Origin of the sequence: uncultured Neisseria sp. (assembly GCF_951230505.1) — a bacterium.
Lineage (GTDB): Bacteria > Pseudomonadota > Gammaproteobacteria > Burkholderiales > Neisseriaceae > Neisseria.
In genome coordinates this window covers 1-19,060 of record NZ_CATNVN010000017.1, presented here as the reverse complement: position 1 = coordinate 19,060, position 19,060 = coordinate 1, and the positions used below count along the sequence as shown (strand labels likewise).

The 19,060-nt window shown below is 48.1% G+C and carries 23 protein-coding genes; 9 read left to right on the top strand and 14 right to left on the bottom strand.

Annotation, left to right across the window (positions count from 1 at the left end):
• From Q1M25_RS02400 to hisC, 14 genes are all read right to left on the bottom strand, one after another.
• The coding region (locus tag Q1M25_RS02400) for an SLC13 family permease (RefSeq protein WP_300481378.1) at positions 1-732 on the bottom strand (732 nt) is incomplete at its 3' end.
• A gap of 291 nt (positions 733-1,023) precedes the next feature.
• Positions 1,024-1,677, bottom strand: a complete 654-nt coding sequence (nfsB, locus tag Q1M25_RS02395) for an oxygen-insensitive NAD(P)H nitroreductase (protein ID WP_300481376.1) — start codon at positions 1,675-1,677, stop codon at positions 1,024-1,026.
• A gap of 72 nt (positions 1,678-1,749) precedes the next feature.
• Positions 1,750-2,526 carry a twin-arginine translocase subunit TatC gene (gene tatC / locus Q1M25_RS02390; protein ID WP_300481374.1) on the bottom strand — a complete coding sequence of 259 codons (777 nt, stop codon included), beginning with the start codon at positions 2,524-2,526 and terminating at the stop codon, positions 1,750-1,752.
• Between the two features lie 15 nt (positions 2,527-2,541).
• A complete protein-coding gene (gene tatB, locus Q1M25_RS02385; RefSeq protein ID WP_128580502.1) occupies positions 2,542-3,204 on the bottom strand; it encodes a Sec-independent protein translocase protein TatB in 663 nt (220 codons plus the stop codon).
• A 3-nt stretch (positions 3,205-3,207) separates the two neighbouring features.
• Positions 3,208-3,411 (bottom strand): Sec-independent protein translocase subunit TatA, encoded by a 204-nt coding sequence (gene tatA, locus Q1M25_RS02380; RefSeq protein ID WP_003679438.1) that lies wholly within the window; start codon positions 3,409-3,411, stop codon positions 3,208-3,210.
• A gap of 35 nt (positions 3,412-3,446) precedes the next feature.
• Complete coding sequence (locus Q1M25_RS02375; RefSeq protein WP_300481369.1) at positions 3,447-3,770, bottom strand: histidine triad nucleotide-binding protein; 324 nt, start codon at positions 3,768-3,770, stop codon at positions 3,447-3,449.
• A gap of 118 nt (positions 3,771-3,888) precedes the next feature.
• A complete protein-coding gene (locus Q1M25_RS02370) occupies positions 3,889-4,212 on the bottom strand; it encodes a phosphoribosyl-ATP diphosphatase (RefSeq protein WP_300481367.1) in 324 nt (107 codons plus the stop codon).
• A gap of 32 nt (positions 4,213-4,244) precedes the next feature.
• The gene (hisI, locus tag Q1M25_RS02365) at positions 4,245-4,643 is read right to left on the bottom strand and encodes a phosphoribosyl-AMP cyclohydrolase (protein WP_300481380.1); all 399 of its coding nucleotides are present in this window, start codon (positions 4,641-4,643) and stop codon (positions 4,245-4,247) included.
• Positions 4,644-4,695: 52 nt separating this feature from the next.
• Entirely contained in the window at positions 4,696-5,463 is a 768-nt protein-coding gene (gene hisF / locus Q1M25_RS02360; protein WP_300481364.1) for an imidazole glycerol phosphate synthase subunit HisF, read from the bottom strand.
• 40 nt (positions 5,464-5,503) lie between these two features.
• Positions 5,504-5,821, bottom strand: a complete 318-nt coding sequence (locus tag Q1M25_RS02355; protein ID WP_004519651.1) for a hypothetical protein — start codon at positions 5,819-5,821, stop codon at positions 5,504-5,506.
• A gap of 177 nt (positions 5,822-5,998) precedes the next feature.
• Positions 5,999-6,736 carry a 1-(5-phosphoribosyl)-5-[(5-phosphoribosylamino)methylideneamino]imidazole-4-carboxamide isomerase gene (hisA, locus tag Q1M25_RS02350; protein WP_070606856.1) on the bottom strand — a complete coding sequence of 246 codons (738 nt, stop codon included), beginning with the start codon at positions 6,734-6,736 and terminating at the stop codon, positions 5,999-6,001.
• A 73-nt stretch (positions 6,737-6,809) separates the two neighbouring features.
• A complete protein-coding gene (gene hisH, locus Q1M25_RS02345; protein ID WP_300481361.1) occupies positions 6,810-7,454 on the bottom strand; it encodes an imidazole glycerol phosphate synthase subunit HisH in 645 nt (214 codons plus the stop codon).
• Positions 7,455-7,622: 168 nt separating this feature from the next.
• Complete coding sequence (gene hisB / locus Q1M25_RS02340; RefSeq protein ID WP_300481359.1) at positions 7,623-8,579, bottom strand: imidazoleglycerol-phosphate dehydratase HisB; 957 nt, start codon at positions 8,577-8,579, stop codon at positions 7,623-7,625.
• An 18-nt stretch (positions 8,580-8,597) separates the two neighbouring features.
• On the bottom strand, positions 8,598-9,683 hold the full coding sequence (gene hisC, locus Q1M25_RS02335) for a histidinol-phosphate transaminase (RefSeq protein ID WP_150537288.1): 1,086 nt from the start codon (positions 9,681-9,683) through the stop codon (positions 8,598-8,600).
• A 218-nt stretch (positions 9,684-9,901) separates the two neighbouring features.
• On the opposite strand from hisC, the gene Q1M25_RS02330 reads away from it, so the two are divergent.
• From Q1M25_RS02330 to rplS, 9 genes are all read left to right on the top strand, one after another.
• Positions 9,902-10,258 carry a DUF2069 domain-containing protein gene (locus Q1M25_RS02330; RefSeq protein ID WP_150537287.1) on the top strand — a complete coding sequence of 119 codons (357 nt, stop codon included), beginning with the start codon at positions 9,902-9,904 and terminating at the stop codon, positions 10,256-10,258.
• Positions 10,255-12,087 (top strand): PglL family O-oligosaccharyltransferase, encoded by a 1,833-nt coding sequence (locus Q1M25_RS02325; RefSeq protein ID WP_300481356.1) that lies wholly within the window; start codon positions 10,255-10,257, stop codon positions 12,085-12,087. Before Q1M25_RS02330 ends, Q1M25_RS02325 begins: the two co-directional genes overlap by 4 nt.
• Before the next feature lie 223 nt (positions 12,088-12,310).
• Positions 12,311-12,988 (top strand): two-component system response regulator MisR, encoded by a 678-nt coding sequence (gene misR, locus Q1M25_RS02320; protein WP_070632537.1) that lies wholly within the window; start codon positions 12,311-12,313, stop codon positions 12,986-12,988.
• Between the two features lie 15 nt (positions 12,989-13,003).
• Positions 13,004-14,401, top strand: a complete 1,398-nt coding sequence (locus Q1M25_RS02315) for a HAMP domain-containing histidine kinase (protein WP_300481352.1) — start codon at positions 13,004-13,006, stop codon at positions 14,399-14,401.
• A 55-nt stretch (positions 14,402-14,456) separates the two neighbouring features.
• Complete coding sequence (locus Q1M25_RS02310) at positions 14,457-16,847, top strand: bifunctional acetate--CoA ligase family protein/GNAT family N-acetyltransferase (protein WP_300481349.1); 2,391 nt, start codon at positions 14,457-14,459, stop codon at positions 16,845-16,847.
• 75 nt (positions 16,848-16,922) lie between these two features.
• On the top strand, positions 16,923-17,171 hold the full coding sequence (rpsP, locus tag Q1M25_RS02305) for a 30S ribosomal protein S16 (RefSeq protein WP_003684452.1): 249 nt from the start codon (positions 16,923-16,925) through the stop codon (positions 17,169-17,171).
• 15 nt (positions 17,172-17,186) lie between these two features.
• Complete coding sequence (gene rimM / locus Q1M25_RS02300; protein WP_049329569.1) at positions 17,187-17,696, top strand: ribosome maturation factor RimM; 510 nt, start codon at positions 17,187-17,189, stop codon at positions 17,694-17,696.
• On the top strand, positions 17,696-18,445 hold the full coding sequence (gene trmD, locus Q1M25_RS02295; protein ID WP_300481343.1) for a tRNA (guanosine(37)-N1)-methyltransferase TrmD: 750 nt from the start codon (positions 17,696-17,698) through the stop codon (positions 18,443-18,445). The genes rimM and trmD overlap by 1 nt, the downstream gene beginning before the upstream one ends.
• 14 nt (positions 18,446-18,459) lie before the next feature.
• A complete protein-coding gene (gene rplS, locus Q1M25_RS02290; protein ID WP_003679470.1) occupies positions 18,460-18,825 on the top strand; it encodes a 50S ribosomal protein L19 in 366 nt (121 codons plus the stop codon).
• Positions 18,826-19,060: the final 235 nt, after the last annotated feature.

Genomic DNA, 19,060 nt, shown 5'->3' with positions numbered 1-19,060 from the left:
CATAATGCCGATGACTGTAGATGCTTTTGCAGGCGCTTTCGGTTGGTCGTTATCTTGCGTACCGCCGCTGATCAGATCAGGAACGGGTACATGAATGCTGCGACCCAAAACTTTACCCAATAAATAGCCGCTGAAATACCAAGTAATCAAGGTAACCGGCAAACCCAAAATCAGCAGTTGACCGATGTTTGCGCCATAAAATTCAGAAGCGGCAATCGGGCCGGGATGAGGCGGCAGGAAGACGTGCATGACGGAAAATGCGCCAATAGATGCCAACGCATAGGGCAAAACAGTTTGCTTCATGCGGCGTGCCGTTGCAAACACAATCGGCAACATCACCACCAAGCCGGCATCAAAGAAAATCGGAAAACCAAAAATCAAAGAAGCCACGCCTAAGGCAAACGGCGCACGTTTTTTACCAAAAATCCGAATCAGCGCATCCGCCAAAGATTGGGCACCGCCGGAAGTTTCCACCAAACGGCCGAGCATTGCGCCCAAACCGACCAGCAACGCCACGCTGCCGAGCGTACCGCCAAAATTTTTGACCAACACATCATTGACGATACTGCCCATAGGCAGGCCTGTTACGATAGCAGTCAGCAGGCTGACCAATACCAACGTCAGCAAAGCATGAACACGCAGTTTCACAATTAAAATCAAAATCAGCAAAATTGCCGCCGCCGCAATACCGAGCAAAGTACCGGCACTCAGCGTTTGAGTCCAACCATCCATTTTGAAGCCTTTCTCTGTAAGAAAAATACAAATTTATTAATGTTTTTTAACATATATGAATACGATAACACATTTACCCATGAAATCGTACGGCTGAATCCGGCCAAAATATAAGCACCTATTTTTCCAAACCCTTTTTGTAAGATGCTTGAAAATAAGGAGGACAAAGAAAAACAAGAACAATAAAAAGGCCGTCTGAAAAGTAGTTTATTTTCAGACGGCCTGACATTATGCTTCTCAATAAGATAGAAATAGATGGCTTTTTCAAAGATCTGAAACCAAGCCCCTCGGTTATACCTTAGTAAAAATTACCTCGTTTTCCAAACGTGATTTCGGCAATTTAGCATTAAAATCATCTTCGGCGCGATAGCCCAATGCAACAACGGCAACAGCACGATAACCTTTTTCAGCCAAACCAAATTCTTGATCCAAAACAGCCATATCCACCCCTTCCAACGGAACGGCATCCACACCCAAGGCCGCAGCGGCAAACAGGGTAAAGCCCAAATTAATATGAACTTGTCTCGACAACCATTGGGTTTCGTCTTGCATTTGATTGCGGTGGATACCCAAGAAAGTACGGCGCGCATTATCGCCCATTTGCTTATTTTCGGCCGTAGCAAAACGTCCGTCTTTATCTTCCTGTTCCAACACGCCTGCCAAATAGTCATCATCGGCATGCACCCGCGCCGCAAATACGATTACATGAGAAGCGTTGATGATTTTGGGCAGGTTGTACGGAAAATTTTCTGCAGATTTGGCTACCCGTGCTTTCCCTGCTTCATTATCCGTAATCACAAAATGCCAAGGTTGGATATTGACGCTGGAAGGACTGTAGCGCAGTGCCGCTTCGATTTGGGCAAAATCTTCGGCTGAAATTTTTTTGGAGGCATCAAAAGATTTGGTGCTGTAACGTTTTTGTACGATATCCTGAACATTCATCATGTTGCTCCTTAAAATTTAAAACTGTCATAAACACAAAGGCCGTCTGAAAAGTCCTTCAGACGGCCTTTATTCTCAAATTTCCGCCGGCGGTTGCGGTGTATCCTCATCTTCCTGTTGCGTTTTGGCCTTGGCAAAACGGCTGAACCAAATACCTGCTTCGTAGAGCAGAATCAGCGGAACGGCAAGCAGGGTTTGAGAAATTACGTCAGGCGGCGTGATAATTGCGGCTACAATAAACGCACCCACGATAACATACGGACGGGCGTTCTTAAGCTGAGCAGTCGAAACAATGCCCATTTTTGCAAGCAACACCACAACAACGGGCACTTCAAACGTCGTACCGAATGCGACAAACATGCCCAAAATAAAGGACAGGTATTTGTCGATATCGGTCGCCATATTGACGCCGACAGGGGTTACACCGGCCAAGAATTTGAAAATAACGGGAAACACCAGAAAATAGGCAAACGCCATACCGACGAAGAAAAGCGTTACGCTGGACAACACCAGCGGCGTAATCAAACGCTTTTCGTTTTGGTATAAGGCCGGGGCGACAAACGCCCAAACTTGATACAGCGTGTGCGGCAAGGACAGCAGAAACGCCGCCATCAAGGTAACCTTGACCGGCACAAAAAACGGCGCGATCACATCGGTCGCAATCATGCTGGTATCTTTAGGCAGATTGGCCATCAATGGTTCAGCAACAAAAGTATAGAGCTGCTGGGCAAACGGCATCATGCCCAAGAAGCAGATGACGATGCCGATGACGATCCACATCATGCGGCGGCGCAGCTCGAGAAGATGCTCGATAAGCGGTTGGACGGGTTGTTCGTGTTGAGGTTCGGACACCGGTTGACTCACTTTTTACTTACGGACGCGCAGTTTGGGCTTGGCGTGGAATTTCGGGCGCATATCGCGTTTGCGGCTCATCGCCTGCTTACGCAGAGATGTCGTATGCAGCGGAGGAACATCGGCAGCAGGAGATTCGATATAGCTGACTTCAACCGCAGGAGCTGGGGAAACCGAAGCCGTCAAATACTCACGCCAAGCGCGGTCTTGCTCGGACTCGGCATTTTCAGCCTCGACAAGCTCTTGGGTTTGCACTGCCCCACCCTGCTCAGAAGCTTGGATTGCACTTTCATGCTCAGTGCTATTTGAAGCCAGATCAGGTAAAGGATTGCCAAACTCATCCACACCAAAATCGGCAGGCGTTTTCTGTTCGGGCAGGCGTTCCCATGGCTTAAGGCCGTCTGAAATATCGCTCAGATTTTTTTGTGCATCGTTGCCCAAGTCTTTGATACCGTCGCGAAACTCGGATGCGGCGGTTTCAAATTCCTGCTTCACCTTGCGCAATTCGTCCAACTCAGCCTGAGTATTGAGCTCCTGCTTGACGTTGTTGACGAAGCCTTGCAATTTACCGACCAAACGCCCGGCCGTGCGCGCGGCTTGTGGCAGACGTTCGGGGCCAAGCACTATTAGGGCGACAACGCCGACCAGCAGCAGCTCGCCCAAACCGAAATCAAACATGGATTATGCTTTGTCTTCGTCTTTTTTGTGTTCGATGACTTCGTCTTTTTTGGCATCTTTGCCGTCTGTACCTTCGTTCAGGCCTTGTTTGAAGTCATGCACTGCACCGCCAAGGTCTTTGCCGACGTTGCGCAATTTTTTGGTACCGAATACCAAAACGACGATAATCAGTACGATGATCCAGTGCCAGAGAGAGAAGCTACCCATGATAAATCCTTGAATTTGTTAAAAATAGATAATAGTTATGTAGGCGTACCCATGATATGGATATGCAGGTGGAAGACTTCTTGTCCGCCGCCTTTACCTGTGTTGATCAGGGTTTTGAAACCGTTGGTCAAACCTGCCTCATGGGCAATTTGAGGAACTTTCAACATCATTTTGCCCAACAGGGTTTGATGTTCGGCAGTGGCGTGTGCCAGTGAATCGAAGTGTACTTTCGGAATCAGCAGCAGATGCACCGGCGCAGCAGGACGGATGTCTTTGAAACAAAGCATCTCATCGTCTTCGTAAACGGTTTGTGCCGGAATATCTTTGGTTGCGATTTTGCAGAAAATACAATTATCCATAATGGCTCCAATGGCCGTCTGAAAACGGGCGTAACGAGTTTCAACCCAAAAAGTGAAATCGTTTTTGCCCCAAGAGACGGATTCTGAAACAGGTCAAATACGGGATTGTAATATAAATTCAAGATTCTTTGCGAGAAGCTTTTTCCACTAATCCCGACAAACCTTGACGGCGCGCAAGCTCGTTTACTACATCTTCGGCGCGCAATCCGTGATGCGCCAATAAAACCATGGTATGAAACCACAAATCCGCCACTTCGTAAACCAAATGTTCGCCACCGCCATCTTTAGAAGCCATCAAGGTTTCACCCGCTTCCTCGATGACTTTTTTCAAAATCTTGTCTTCGCCTTTGTGCAGCAGTTGTGCGACATAAGAAGCATCGGGATTGCCGCCTTTGCGCGAATCAATGACGTTTTGAATTTGGGTAAGGATAGTATCGGTCATGGTCGGTTTCTCTTATTTTCTTTCAGACGGCCTTAAGGATGTTTATGTCCGTAAATCGCTTCTTCGTCTTTCAACACGGCATCGACTGTCCGCCATGCCCCGTCTTGCCAAACTTTGTAAAAACAGCTTTCACGCCCTGTATGACAGGCAATGCCGCCGTTTTGTTCAATCAGCATGACCACAGCATCGCCATCACAATCCAGTCGCAATTCATGTACTTTTTGCGTATGTCCGGACTCTTCGCCCTTCATCCATTGTTTTTGGCGGGAACGGCTGTAATAGTGGGCAAACCCGGTTTCTACGGTTTTTTGCAGGGCCTCGGCGTTCATCCAGGCAACCATCAGCACACGGTGTGTCTGCCAATCTTGGGCAATCGCGCAAACCAAACCTTTTTCATCAAATTTTACGGCATTCAGCAGCGTTTCGTTTATGTTCGACATTCGCGTCTTTCTCCCATATTTTCAGACGGCCTTTGGATAGCAATCACAAACGCACTTCAATTCCTGCTTCGCGCATGGCCAGTTTCGCTTCGCGGATGCTCGCTTCGCCAAAGTGGAAAATACTGGCGGCCAACACTGCATCTGCCTTCCCGTCCTTAATGCCGTCTATCAAGTGTTGAACAGAACCGACGCCGCCGGAAGCAATGACCGGAATATCGACCGCTTCGCTGACCGCGCGTGTCAAAGGCAGGTTGAAACCTTGTTTGGTACCGTCCCGGTCCATGCTGGTCAGCAAAATCTCGCCCGCACCGCGCCGCTGCATTTCGACAGCCCATTCCACCGCATCCAAACCGGTCGGATTACGTCCGCCGTGGGTAAAGATTTCCCAACGGGTGTTTTCAGGGTTGACCGCTTTGGCATCGACGGCAACAACAATCGCTTGCGAACCAAAAAAACCGGCCGCTTCGTTTACCAAATCAGGATTGGTTACAGCGGCCGTATTGATGCTGGCCTTATCGGCACCGGCATTAAGCAAACGACGGATATCGGCAACTGTGCGTACGCCGCCGCCGACCGTCAATGGAATAAAAACTTGTGATGCGACTGCCTCAATGACGTGCAAAATAGTGTCGCGATTATCGCTGGAGGCGGTGATATCCAAAAAGGTCAACTCATCTGCGCCTTCATCGTTGTAGCGTTTGGCAACGTCAACCGGATTGCCTGCATCGCGCAGACCCAAAAAGTTAACACCTTTTACCACGCGACCGTCTTTTACATCCAGACAAGGAATAATTCGTTTTGCCAATGCCATACTCAATACCTCTTATCCGTTATCAGGCCGTCTGAAACCGTCAGGCCAAAAATTTGCTCAACCAATCCGGCAAATGTTGCAACAGCTGAAAATAACCAATGCCGGCTATCATCGCCAAAACACAGGAAATAATGAAATTGCTGTCGATGCGGCCGACGATGGAAAAAATCAAACCGGCAAATGCCCATATTATCCCGTTGAAAATCATCCAATAGGTATCGATAATCGGCAAATCAAACGCCGTCAGCTGCCGCAGTATCACTGCAATCAGTGTAAACCACAAACTTTCGCTTAGCGGATACACTTCGCGATCGGATGACCAGATAATCCAAAAACCCAAAACAAACGCTTCAAGCATACCAATCCCTTAATAAAATAAGATATTGAGTGAGTTGTTTTTTATAATTATTTCAGACAGATTTTAAGTCTAAGGACTTTGCAAAATGCCGCTTTTGAAGGTATTTTCAGCTATACGCCAACTCCTGCGCTGTTACACCTTGCAAAGCCTTAATCTGCATAATTAAACGCACTTAGGTCAAGCCAAAGAATCGGCCAGTTTTTGAGCCTGTGCGAAATCAATACTTCCCTCATAAATTGCGCGGCCGGTAATCGCACCGCTCACACCCTCTTTTTCAACGGCACACAATGCGTGGATATCGTCCAAATTCGTCAAGCCGCCGGAAGCGATAATCGGGATATTCACTGATTGGGCCAATTTGACGGTAGCTTCGATATTCACGCCGCTCATCATGCCGTCGCGGCCGATATCGGTATAAATAATGCTGTTGACCCCATCGTCTTCAAAACGCTTAGCCAAATCGACGACATGATGCTCCGTTACCGTTGCCCAACCGTCTATCGCCACCATACCGTCTTTGGCATCCAAGCCGACAATAATCTGCCCCGGAAATGCCTTACATGCTTCGCGCACAAATTCAGGATTTTTTACCGCGGCCGTACCGATAATCACATCGGTCAGACCCAAATCCAAATACTTTTCAATGGTTCCCAAATCACGGATACCGCCGCCAAGCTGTACCGGAATATCTTTGGCTACGGCGGCCAAAATTTCTTTAATCGCCGGAAAATTTTGAGGAACGCCTGCAAATGCGCCGTTTAAATCAACCAAATGCAAACGGCGTGCGCCTTGATTGCGCCAATGCAAAGCCATCTCTGCCGGCGAATCGGAAAACACCGTCGCCTGCTCCATCAAGCCTTGTTTTAAGCGGACACAGCGTCCTTCTTTCAAATCAATGGCAGGTATCAACAGCATTTTTTTCTCCTCTATTCAATTTCAGTATATTTTACACAAATTAGCGATTTTTAGCAGATTTATGTTAAAAACCTCAAATCTGCCAATTTAAAAAATTACGCAGCAGCAGCAATCCTGCCTGATGGCTTTTCTCCGTGTGGAACTGTGTGGCAAACACATTGTCCTTACCGACAATGCAGGAAAATTCATTCGGATATTCGCTGACGCCTAAAACAATCTCTTCATTTTTCGGCGCAAAATAATAGCTGTGAACAAAATAAAAATACTCGTTCTGCCCAATGTCTTGAAATAAAGGGTGCGGACGGGTTTGGCGCACTGTATTCCAACCCATATGCGGCACTTTCAGACGGTCTCCTTGTGCATCGGTTTGATTGGGCAAAAACCGTTTTACTTGACCTTCAAACCAACCCAAACCATCTGTATCGCCTTCTTCACTGTGTTCAAACAATAATTGCGCACCTACGCAAATTCCAAAAAACGGCTTGTTTTTCAGGCCGTCTGAAACCGCCTCACCCAAACCGCTTGCCTCCAGCGCCGACATGCAATCCGGCATGGCACCCTGCCCCGGAAAGATAACCTTATCCGCCGCCATCACCTCTTCAGGCCGCGAAGTCAGATAAATTTCGGTATTTTGATTAGACAAAACCTGCGCCGCCTGAACAGATTTCAATACTGAGTGCAGGTTTCCCATTCCATAATCAACAATCGCTACTTTCATTGCTTCTCCTCAGGCCGTCTGAAAACATTTAATGATTAATATAATAATAAGAATGATTGTAGCAAAAGATGGTTTAAAACAAAATATTGTCGATATACAAGACAAATAATAAAGGCCGTCTGAAATCCCGATCGGTTTCAGACGGCCTTTATTCATTCACACGATGCCTTATTCTTCAGATGCAGCTTCTGCTTCTTCCTGAACAGACTCTTCGCTCAGCGTGCCTTTGGTAGAAGGCGTTTGACCCATCATGCGCGGATCGTATTCAACCGCCATGCGCAATGCGCGGCCGAAGGCTTTGAAAACAGTCTCGGCTTGATGATGTGCATTACGACCTCTAAAATTATCGATGTGCAAGGTCATCATGCTGTGATTCACAAGGCCGTGGAAAAATTCTTCAAACAAATCAACATCAAAACGGCCGATCAGGGCGCGGGTAAAGTCGATGTTGTACACCAAGCCAGGGCGGCCGGAAAGGTCGATGACTACACGGCTCAACGCTTCATCCAACGGAACATAGGCATGACCATAACGGGTAATGCCGGCTTTATTGCCAAGTGCTTGTTTCAAGGCCTGACCCAATACGATACCGATGTCTTCAACCGTGTGATGGTCGTCAATGTGCAAATCGCCTTTGCAGGTAATATCCAAATCAATCAAACCATGACGCGCCACTTGAGCAAGCATGTGTTCAAGGAAAGGAACGCCGGTATCCAAGCGGTATTTGCCGGTACCGTCAAGATTGAGGCTGACGGTGATTTGGGTTTCGCAGGTATTGCGGGTAACGGTAACAAAACGGCCTTCGGTTGAAACGCCAGCTTCGGCTGCTTCAACAGTTTGTTTTTCCAAACGCGCCGCTTCAATCGCTGCTGCTTTTTCTTGATCTTTGCTGTGATCACGGTTCAGCCAGCCTTTGCGTTTGCGCATACCGGATTCCAACTTCGCAGCCAGGCTCGGACGAATGCCGCGTGCAGACTCATCGCCTGCTTGTTGTTCCAAACGGCGTTTGAGCTGAGACAAAGAGGCGGAGTTTTCATAACCGCATGCGCGTGCGAGTTTGGTCAATGAGCCGGCTTCTTCAACCAGTAACAGAAAATTGGTCAAATGCAGTTGAGCTTTGTTCATGATAATAGTTCCTTGAAATCAAAGATTGGGGTAAAGGTTTTTAATAACGGCCAAGACGGCATCATTTTGCGCTGCCGAGCCTATGGTTATGCGGACACACTGATCCAAAAGCGGATGGCTGCCATGCAGTTTTTTAATCAGTATGCGGTTTTGCTTCAATGTTTCAAACAGCCCGTCCGCATCAGGAACGCGAACGGTAATAAAGTTGGCTTCGCTCGGAAAAACTTCCAAACGGTTTAATTTCAACAATTCATTCATCACGCGCGAACGCTCGTTTTTTAATGTATCAATGTTTTGCTGAATGATTGGATGATGTTTCAATGAAAATTTTGCCGCCGCCAAGCTTAATTGATTCATATTGTAAGGCGGAAGGATTTTGGCCAGTTCACCCATAATGCTTGGACTTGCCACCGCATACCCCATCCGCAAGCCGGCAAAGCCGATTTTACTGATGGTGCGCATTACGACCAGGTTTTCGACTTCGCCCGCCCACGGAAGGAAACTGTCATGATGAAACGCGCCATATGCCTCATCGACAACCACAATGCCGGTTGCCGCACGAATGACCGCCTCTACTTCTTCTCGTTTAAAGCAGACGCCGGTAGGATTATTGGGATAAGCAATAAAAATTAATGACGGCCGATGTTGCTCGATCGCGGACAAAACGGCAGGAAGATTTAAAGTGAAATCTGGATTTAAGGGAACACCGACATATTCCATGCCATAAAGCGCAGCATTATGACGATACATAACGAAACTTGGCTCAACACCCAATACACGCGCATTTGGTTTGGCAACCAGCATGGTCAAAAACTGGATAAGCTCGTCGGAGCCGTTACCCAATGCAATTTCCGCTTTATTGGGAATACCGAAGACTTCCCTTAATTCTTCATAAATCCCGCTCTTGGCAGTATGAGGATACAAATGAATTGGTACTTCTTTTACTATATCCGCCCATTCTGACAACAAAGATTCATATCCGGCGAAAGGATGATGCGGACACTCCATAGCGTCCAACTTAATAAAACCTTCCGGCAAATCGGCAACCTGATAGGCTGTCATTACTTTAATATCATCACGGATAACATCAGCAACGCGATTCATGGTTTTCTATCCTCCTGAGATCAAGCGTCTATAATAATAACACAATCTTTATTTGATAAATATATTAATAAGACTATAAAACAGGATAAAGTTTCATTCGTTTGAAGAAAAAACAATAAATCCTTTCTTCAGCATCTTTAAACAATATTCTTGGCTTACCACGCCTTTTTAGCGGTATAATTTTAAGTTTTCCAGTACGGCTTTATGCCCTCAATATCGTGAACAATACACGCTCCCCATTACCTTATCTTGCAACGTCCATAAGCCTTATCCTGCTGATTCTGCTTTCCTTATCATGGGAATTGTGGATCGCGCCATTACGCGAAGGCGGCTCATGGCTGGCACTGAAAGCCCTGCCTTTGTGCCTACCGTTGACCGGCATTTTGAAAAAACGCATCTACACTTACCAATACAGCTCCATGCTGATTCTGATTTACTTTGCCGAAGCCTGTATGCGCCTGGCAGACACGGCTCTCGCTAGCCGGATTTGCGCCGCCGTTTCCGTATTATTGTGCATTACTTTTTTCCTTGGCTGCCTTGCATTTATCAAACAACAAAAACACACATCAAAATGACCTACCACACACTTTCAGACGGCCTGACCCAATCTTCAGTAAAAACCTTTTGGCCTTTATGGCTCAGTTTTCTTTGGATTTGCGCCGTCCCTTTTCTTTCACTCTACCGAGTCGGCCCATTGCCCAGCTTTTATCTGGAAGCCATCTCACTGAGCGGCTCATTGGTACTGACATTGATTAGCGCACACAAAGGCCTGCTGAATATCCGCCTTCCTGCACTCAGCATCGGCTTGTTTGCCATGGCTGCATTCTGGTCGCTCCAAGCGCGCCTCATGCATTCCATCTACCCCGGCATGAGCGACATCACCGCCTGGACCTTTGTCATTTTGTCACTGGGCGCATGGTCGGTGCGGGGCTGGGTGGCAGCTTACGGACAAGAACGCGTCGTCAGCATCTTTGCTTGGTCTTTATTGATAGGTGCAACTATGCAAGCCGCCATCGTCTGGCTGCAATTTAAAGGCTGGTCCAACGTAGAGTGGTTGACCGGCATCATTGCCCGAAGCAACGGCACCGTAAACGGCCAACTCGGCCAACGAAACCATTTGGGACATTATTTAATGTGGGGCATTTTGGCGGCATCCTATTTATGGACGGCACGCAAAATGTCCAATACAGCAGGTTTTCTGTTCGTATTGGCTTTGACTGCGACCCTCGGCCTTGTCAATTCGCGCACCATCTTAGGCTACATTGCCGCCCTATTCCTGATTACGCCGTTATGGTTTTGGCGTACCCGTTTCCAACACAAACGCGTACTGTGCATTTTCCTTCTGACCGCAATCCTGGCCGCCGCTTTCCAATTCGGCATGGGCAGCCTGTTGGATTTGTTTGGCAACATCAAATACGAAACCGCTGTAGAACGCGCAGGCACCAGCGGTTTTGAAGGCTCCATGCGCCAAATCGAATGGAGCAAGGCATGGATTGCTTTTCAATCCGCACCTTGGTTCGGCCATGGCTGGAACAGCTTTGCCCTGCAAACCTTCCTGATCAATGCCCAACAACAATACTTCCCCAACAACATCCTTGGCGTACTGTTCACCCATTCGCACAACATCGTCATGCAGTTATTGTCCGAAATGGGCATTGCCGGCACCTTACTTGCAGCCTTAACTCTGCTTGCAGCCGTGTGGCGACTATTGAGCCGCAACCAAACACCGGCCTCGCTGTTTTTACTGACTGCCGCCGCCATCAGCCTCTGCCACAGCATGCTTGAATATCCACTTTGGTATATCTACTTCCTCACCGTATTTAGCCTGATTCTGTCGTTGACACCCTCTTATCCGAAAGATGTTTCAGACGGCCTTTTATCTACCCGAATCAGACAATGGGCAGGCGGTATAGCTGCTTTATCGATTTTAATCGGCATGGCAAACCTCAGCTGGGAATATCAAAATCTGACCCAATATAGCCGTGTAGGGAAAACCGATGATCAGCAAACGGTTCAAAACAAAATCGACGGCTTGCAACGACTTTCCAAAGAAAGCCCTATGCTTGCCTATTACGCCGATTTGAGCTTGAGCAAACGTGCAGACCCGACCGATGCCTACATCCGTCCGTGGGCGGAAGAAGCCGCACTCAAAGCCCTGACCTACCGCCCCTACTCCAGCGCCTACCAAGTCGGCCTTTACCTCTACCGACAAGGCAAAAAAGAAGAAGGTGCGCAATGGATGCAGGCAATGCAATATTATTATCCTTATATGATGTATTTCTACGCTGACAAAATACGCAGTCACCCGGCATTCGCTCCCTTGCTGCCCAAACTTTTGTCCGATTGCAAAGATTTCATCAATGCACCGAAACACCAAACTGCCAAATCATGTGATAAACCTTAAACAAAACACACTTAATTGTCAGTTTGTCTAATTGTCAGTTTGTCCTTACAGGCCGTCTGAAAATGTAAAGAGCGACAAGTTTCTATGCAAAAAAGCGCAAAAGCACAGAAAATTACGCTATCAACAAAAGCAGATTGCATGTTAAGATTGAATACAACTCTATTTTAATCGCCGCACCGCCTATTTAGTGCCACGGCGCATACAATCACGAAAAGGAAATTCCATGAGTCGCGTATTACTCGTAGATGACGATGCCCTCTTGACCGAATTGCTGACCGAATACCTGACTGCCGAAGGCCTCAACGTCCACAGCGTTCCTGACGGTGAAGCCGGCGTTCAAGAAATTCTGACCGGACAATACGATGTCATCGTATTAGACTCCATGATGCCTAAAATGAACGGTTTGGACGTACTGAAAAACGTACGTACCCAAAGCACTGTACCCATCATCATGCTGACTGCAAAAGGTGACGACATCGACCGCATTATCGGTTTGGAAATGGGTGCGGACGATTATGTACCGAAACCATGCACACCGCGCGAACTCTTGGCGCGTATCAACGCCATCTTGCGCCGTGCGCAACATAGCAACGAACAAAACAACGCGCCTAACAGCATTTCTGTCAGCGACGTTGTCCTCTACCCTGCCAAACGCCAAGCCAGCATCAAAGACACTCCGCTTGAATTGACCAGCACCGAGTTCAATCTGCTCGAAGTTTTGATGCGCCACGCCGGACAAGTTGTCAGCAAAGAGACCCTGTCCATCGAAGCACTCGACCGCAAACTGGCTAAATTTGACCGCAGCATCGACGTACACATCTCCAGCATCCGCCACAAATTGGGCGATGCCTCCTTGATTCAAACAGTACGCGGCTTAGGCTACCTGTTTGTTAAAAACTAAAGATTAAACAGATCAATGAAACTGTTTCAACGCATCTTCGCCACATTTTGCGCAGTCATCGTCTGCGCAATCTTTGTGGCGAGTTTTTCATTTTGGCTGGTACAAAACACCCTTGCCGAAAACCAATTTAACCAACGCCGCACCATCGAAACCACATTGATGAGCAGCATCATCTCCGCGTTTAACTCGCGCGGAGACAGCGGTGCGCGTGAAATTCTTTCGGAATGGAAAAACAATCCGGTTTCCAATGCCGTTTATGTGATTACCGGCGACGATAAAAAAGATATTTTAGGCCGCAATATCGACAGCCTGTCCATCGAACGCGCCCGCATCTTTGCCATCAACAACCCCGAATCCGATTTAGCTCACATCGAATACGACCGTTTCGGCGAAGAATACCTCTTCTTCATTAAAGGCTGGGACAACCATCAAGCCCAACGCCTGCCCAGCCCGCTTTTCATTCCCGGCCTGCCGCTCTCACCGATTTGGCACGAATTTATCATTCTGTCTTTCATCATCATCGTCGGCCTCTTGATGGCATATATCCTTGCCAACAACATCACCAAGCCCATTAAAATTCTTGGCGGCGGCATGGACAGAGTAGCCAACGGCGAACTCGAAACCCGCATTTCCCAGCAGGTTGACGACCGTGACGACGAATTGTCCCACCTTGCCGTACAGTTCGACAAAATGGCCGAAAAATTGGAAAAACTTGTGGCCAAAGAGCGTCATTTGCTCCACCACGTTTCTCATGAAATGCGTTCGCCGCTGGCGCGCATGCAGGCAATTGTCGGCCTGATTCAATCTCAGCCGCAAAAACAAGAGCAATACCTCAAGCGGCTTGAAGGCGAATTGGTACGCATGGATACTTTGGTCGGCGAATTGTTGACCCTCTCCCGCCTAGAGACTTCCAATATCCCTTTGGAAAAAGAAAACCTCAAACTCGTTCCTTTCCTGACCAACTTAATTGAGGACAACCAAAGCATTGCCCACCAAAACAATCAAAGCGTTACCCTGAGCATTGACCCTAAAATCCCTGAAAATGCCGTAATCAGTGCCAACGAAGGCTATCTATACCGCGCCTTTGACAACGTTATCCGCAACGCCATCAACTACAGTCCGGAAGGCAGCACCATTCAAGCCCATATCGGACAAGACGGCAAAAACTGGATTATCGATGTTACCGACAATGGGCCAGGCGTAGACGAAATGCAGCTTCCGCATATTTTCACTGCCTTTTATCGCGCCGACTCCAGCGCGCACAAGCCCGGTACAGGTTTAGGGCTTGCCTTGACGCAGCACATTATGGAACAGCACTGCGGTAAAATCATTGCTGAAAATGTCAAACCAAACGGCCTGAGGATGCGTTTTATCCTTCCCAAAAAGAAAGCCGGAGACAAAAAAGAAGTCTGAAAATAAGGCCGTCTGAAACTTTTCAGACGGCCAAAAACACAAATAAGGAACCATCATGAGTGCAACTGCCCAAACCGGCTACTTCTTCATGCCTGAACACATCATCCTCGTCGGCGCCAGCGAACGTCCGCACAGCCTTGGTGAACGCATTTTCAGCCACCTGCTCGGTTCCTCATATCAAGGCAAAATCACCCCCGTCAATCTTCGACACAGCAGTGTCGCTGGTATTCCCTCCTACTCCAGCCTCAGCAAAATCCCGGGCCAAGCCGATTTGGTTGTTGCCGTTATCCCACCCGACCATTACGACTCGCTGTTCAAAGCCTGCCGTAAAAAAGACCTGCGCCACATTATCCTGATTCAAGATTGGGAAAACCTGCCACCCGAATCCTGTAAAAATGCCCGTTCCATCATTCAAAAATATCACGGCGACGAATTGAACATCACCGTATGCAACAGCGCAGGCATCCAACTCCCCTCGCTCAACCTCAACATCAGCACCCAAGCCGACTATCCGGCCGGCCATATCGCGTTACTGACCGGCCACAGCACCGTCAGCCGCAACATCAACCACCTGCTGAACACGCTGCACCAAGGCGTATCACGCCACATCAGCCTCAACTATGACCTAAGCCCCACTACATCCGCCGACTGGCTCAACCGCTTCGGCCACAACCGCCATACCAAAGTTGCCGTGATCCACTATAATCCGGCCGAAAACCAACGCGAGCTGTTCAGTGCCATCCGCCACTTTACACGCCACACCCCACTTATCCTGTTGTCCACACACTACACCGACGACACAGACAAAGCCATCCTGCGCAGCCTCAGCCGCCATTGCAATTTCCAACCGGTATTCAATACCGCCGAGCTGGAAGCAGCCCTAAAAGCCCACCTTTCCGGCATTCCCGTCATTACCAATCCCACCATTCTGTCCGACACGCCGATAGAATGGCTGCGCACTACCGCCAATGCCTGCGAATTGACCCTCGACCTCCCAACCGATGTACCATCCATCCGACAAGGCTGCATCGGCAGCAACCCTACACCTGCACGCATCCACCGCCTGGCGCTCGAACAATTACAAAATCCGCATACTCAAGCCCTGCTCGGCATTATTTCGCCAGATACGCCGGATGCGTACAGCATTCATCAAACTCTGGATAATTTGGCACAAAAAACCAGCAAGCCTATTCTCGTCAGCTATCGTTTTTCAGACGGCCTGACACGGTTTAACACGCCGGAAGAAGCTTTACTGACACTTTATTTCCGCAATCAAACAGCCTATTTGCAACAGGTGCAAAATACCCCTGCCCCAGCCAAAACAGGCCGTCTGAAAACACCTAAAAGCAAAAGTATCGATAAAGCCATTGCATCCGGCCAAACCGAACTGATGGCGGAGGCCCTATACCTGCCTCCGTGCCAAACCAAAAAACACAATGCCGTCCAATTTCGATTTAGCCGCCATGCCATTTACGGCAACATCCTTACCGCCCATTACAACGGCCAAACCGAAGCCTCATTACCTCCTTTTACCACGCTTGATATCCAGCATTTAAGTCAATTTGCGGAACTCGACAACACTTCCGTTCTCAATCAATTTCTGCATTCCCTAAACACGCTTATCCACAATGACCAGCATATCGGCGACATTATCCTCAACTACAATGGTAGCCAATACAGCAGCACCATCATTCCCGAAATCGTGGAAAAACCAGCCGCACCAACAACCAAAATTCCTAAAAAAGCCGTCCAAACCTTAGAACAGGCCGCAGCAAAAATGCAAAGTGCCGCCGCCTACCTCCAACAAAAAAATCCAGCCGCAGCCGAATTCCTACGCAACACCGGCGAAGCTGCATCCGAACTGCTGCACCCTAAAACCGAAACGCCCGAAATACAAAACGTACTCGCACCCTACCCGAGCCAAACCGATACCTTTACCCTGCCCGACGGCAACACACTGCACATCCGCGCACTAGAACCTGAAGATGCCGAAGCCAAACAAAAATTTGTCCGCCAATTACCCGCGGCCGACCGCTATACGCGCTTCATGACCCATACCAACGAGTTGCCGCTGCCCACACTCGCACGGCTGACCCGTCCCGATTTCCATACCGAATGCGCGTGGGCAGCCTTCGCTTCAGACGGCCGTATCGTCGCAGTCAGCCGTTACAGCCGCATCAATCGCAATGAGTGCGAGTTCGGCATTACTTTAGCGCCTGAGGCACGTAAAACCGGCTTGGCAGGCAAAATGATGAGCCTCATTATCCAAACTGCCACACAGCAAGGTTATCAAATCATGAATGCGGAAATCCTCAAAGAAAACACCCCAATGCTCAAACTCGCTGAAAAATCAGGATTTACCATCACCCCATCGGAAACCGACCGCAGCCTGTATCAAGCCAGCCTCGATTTGAACGCATGGCAAAACAGCAACAAAAACAAATAAAAACTTGCATAACCCGTGTGAAATATCCTAAAATTAGCGGTTTCTATATATCCGCATTTTTCAAAAGGACTCAAAATGGTAGTTATCCGTTTGGCTCGCGGCGGCTCAAAACACCGCCCTTTCTTCAACGTAGTCGTAACTGACTCTCGCAACCGTCGTGACGGCCGCTTCATCGAGCGAGTAGGTTTCTACAACCCCGTTGCCAACGAAAAACAAGAACGCGTACGTTTCGACGCAGACCGCATCAACCACTGGGTTGCTCAAGGCGCAAAAGTTAGCGATGCAGTTGCCAAACTGATTAAAGAGCAAAAAATCGCTGCTTAATCAGCCGAAACGACCATGACAGACACTCAAAAACGGGTAGCCATGGGCTACATCAAAGGCGTATTCGGCATTAAAGGCTGGCTTAAAATTGCCGCCAATACCGAATATACCGACAGCCTGCTGGACTACCCCGAGTGGCAGTTGTGCAAGGATGGCAAAACCCTGAATGTTGTGCTTGAGGCAGGTAAAATTGTCAATGGCGAACTTCAGGTCAAATTTGAAGGTATAGACGATCGTGACCAAGCATTTGCCTTGCGCGGCTATACCATCGAAATCCCCAGAGAGTCATTCGCCCCTACTGAGGAAGACGAATACTACTGGGCAGATTTAGTCGGCATGACCGTCATCAATAAAGAAAACATCGTCCTCGGCAAAGTCAGCAACCTGATGGAAACCGGTGCAAATGATGTTTTGATGATTAAAGGCGAACACGGACAAATCCTGATTCCCTTTGTCTCCAACTATATCGAATCTGTCGATACCGACAGCAAAACCATTATCGCCGACTGGGGCTTGGACTACTGATGCTGATTCAAGCCATCACCATTTTCCCAGAGATGTTCGACAGCATTGTCGAATATGGCGTTACAGGCAGAGCAAGAAAACAAAATCTTTGGCAGTTTCAAGCCATTAATCCCCGAAAATTTGCCGATAACAAACTTGGCTATATCGATGATCGCCCCTTCGGAGGTGGTCCGGGAATGATTATGATGGCACCGCCGCTTCAAGCGGCAATCGAAGAAGCCAAAGCAAACTCGCAAAAACCTGCCAAAGTAATTTATCTCAGTCCGCAAGGTCAGCCGCTGACACATAAAAAAACCGCAGAACTTGCCGAACTGCCCCATCTTATTCTTCTATGCGGACGCTATGAAGGCATAGATGAAAGACTATTGCAAAGCAGTGTGGACGAAGAAATCAGCATTGGCGACTTTGTCGTCTCAGGTGGCGAATTACCCGCCATGATGTTGATGGATGCCGTCTTAAGATTGGTACCGGGTGTATTGGGCGATATACAGTCAGCCGAACAAGACTCATTTTCAGACGGCCTTTTAGATTGTCCTCATTACACCAAACCCGTAGAATTCCAAGGCATGATAGTTCCTGATGTCTTACGTTCAGGAAATCATGGCTTGATTGCCGAGTGGCGATTGAAACAATCGCTGCGACGCACTTTAGAGCGCCGACCCGATTTATTGGAAAAGCGCAGTTTAATCCCAAAGGAATCCCGCCTCTTAAAAGAAATCTTGCAAGAGCAACAGGAAATCCAATCATAACTTAGGAAAAACAAATGAACTTGATTCAACAATTAGAGCAAGAAGAAATCGCTCGCTTGAACAAAGAAATCCCTGAATTCGCTCCAGGCGACACCGTTGTCGTATCTGTACGCGTGGTTGAGGGTTCTCGTAGCCGTCTGCAAGCATACGAAGGTGTTGTTATCGCTCGCCGCAACCGTGGCCTGAACAGCAACTTCATCGTTCGCAAAATCTCTAGCGGCGAAGGTGTAGAACGTACTTTCCAACTGTACTCTCCTACCGTAGAAAAAATCGAAGTTAAACGCCGTGGTGACGTACGTCGCGCCAAACTGTACTACTTGCGCGGCCTGACCGGTAAAGCAGCCCGTATTAAAGAAAAATTGCCTGCTCGCAAAGGTTAATAGCTTTCATCAAAAACCCACTTCAATGAAGTGGGTTTTTTGTTTTTATACAAGATCTCCTCGTCTTTCTTACACAATCCTGTAAGCCAATCACAATTCCCATCTCAAGCATAAACTTAAACAGAATCATAACTCCCCCTGCTTCTTTTAACCTTTATAAAAAAGGCCGTCTGAAACAAAAGATTCAGACGGCCTCACCATTACCGGTGGCCCGAGTGTGACCAAGTCAGGCATC

Coding starts and splice junctions, on each gene's coding strand:
- hisA (WP_070606856.1), bottom strand. CDS start 6,736: ATGCTGTTGATACCTGCCATTGATTTGAAAGAAGGACGCTGTGTCCGC.
- Q1M25_RS02370 (WP_300481367.1), bottom strand. CDS start 4,212: ATGACCGATACTATCCTTACCCAAATTCAAAACGTCATTGATTCGCGC.
- nfsB (WP_300481376.1), bottom strand. CDS start 1,677: ATGATGAATGTTCAGGATATCGTACAAAAACGTTACAGCACCAAATCT.
- Q1M25_RS02325 (WP_300481356.1), top strand. CDS start 10,255: ATGACCTACCACACACTTTCAGACGGCCTGACCCAATCTTCAGTAAAA.
- Q1M25_RS02315 (WP_300481352.1), top strand. CDS start 13,004: ATGAAACTGTTTCAACGCATCTTCGCCACATTTTGCGCAGTCATCGTC.
- rpsP (WP_003684452.1), top strand. CDS start 16,923: ATGGTAGTTATCCGTTTGGCTCGCGGCGGCTCAAAACACCGCCCTTTC.
- tatA (WP_003679438.1), bottom strand. CDS start 3,411: ATGGGTAGCTTCTCTCTCTGGCACTGGATCATCGTACTGATTATCGTC.
- tatB (WP_128580502.1), bottom strand. CDS start 3,204: ATGTTTGATTTCGGTTTGGGCGAGCTGCTGCTGGTCGGCGTTGTCGCC.
- hisF (WP_300481364.1), bottom strand. CDS start 5,463: ATGGCATTGGCAAAACGAATTATTCCTTGTCTGGATGTAAAAGACGGT.
- hisC (WP_150537288.1), bottom strand. CDS start 9,683: ATGAATCGCGTTGCTGATGTTATCCGTGATGATATTAAAGTAATGACA.
- rimM (WP_049329569.1), top strand. CDS start 17,187: ATGACAGACACTCAAAAACGGGTAGCCATGGGCTACATCAAAGGCGTA.
- rplS (WP_003679470.1), top strand. CDS start 18,460: ATGAACTTGATTCAACAATTAGAGCAAGAAGAAATCGCTCGCTTGAAC.
- trmD (WP_300481343.1), top strand. CDS start 17,696: ATGCTGATTCAAGCCATCACCATTTTCCCAGAGATGTTCGACAGCATT.
- Q1M25_RS02310 (WP_300481349.1), top strand. CDS start 14,457: ATGAGTGCAACTGCCCAAACCGGCTACTTCTTCATGCCTGAACACATC.
- hisH (WP_300481361.1), bottom strand. CDS start 7,454: ATGAAAGTAGCGATTGTTGATTATGGAATGGGAAACCTGCACTCAGTA.
- misR (WP_070632537.1), top strand. CDS start 12,311: ATGAGTCGCGTATTACTCGTAGATGACGATGCCCTCTTGACCGAATTG.
- hisB (WP_300481359.1), bottom strand. CDS start 8,579: ATGAACAAAGCTCAACTGCATTTGACCAATTTTCTGTTACTGGTTGAA.
- Q1M25_RS02355 (WP_004519651.1), bottom strand. CDS start 5,821: ATGCTTGAAGCGTTTGTTTTGGGTTTTTGGATTATCTGGTCATCCGAT.
- Q1M25_RS02375 (WP_300481369.1), bottom strand. CDS start 3,770: ATGGATAATTGTATTTTCTGCAAAATCGCAACCAAAGATATTCCGGCA.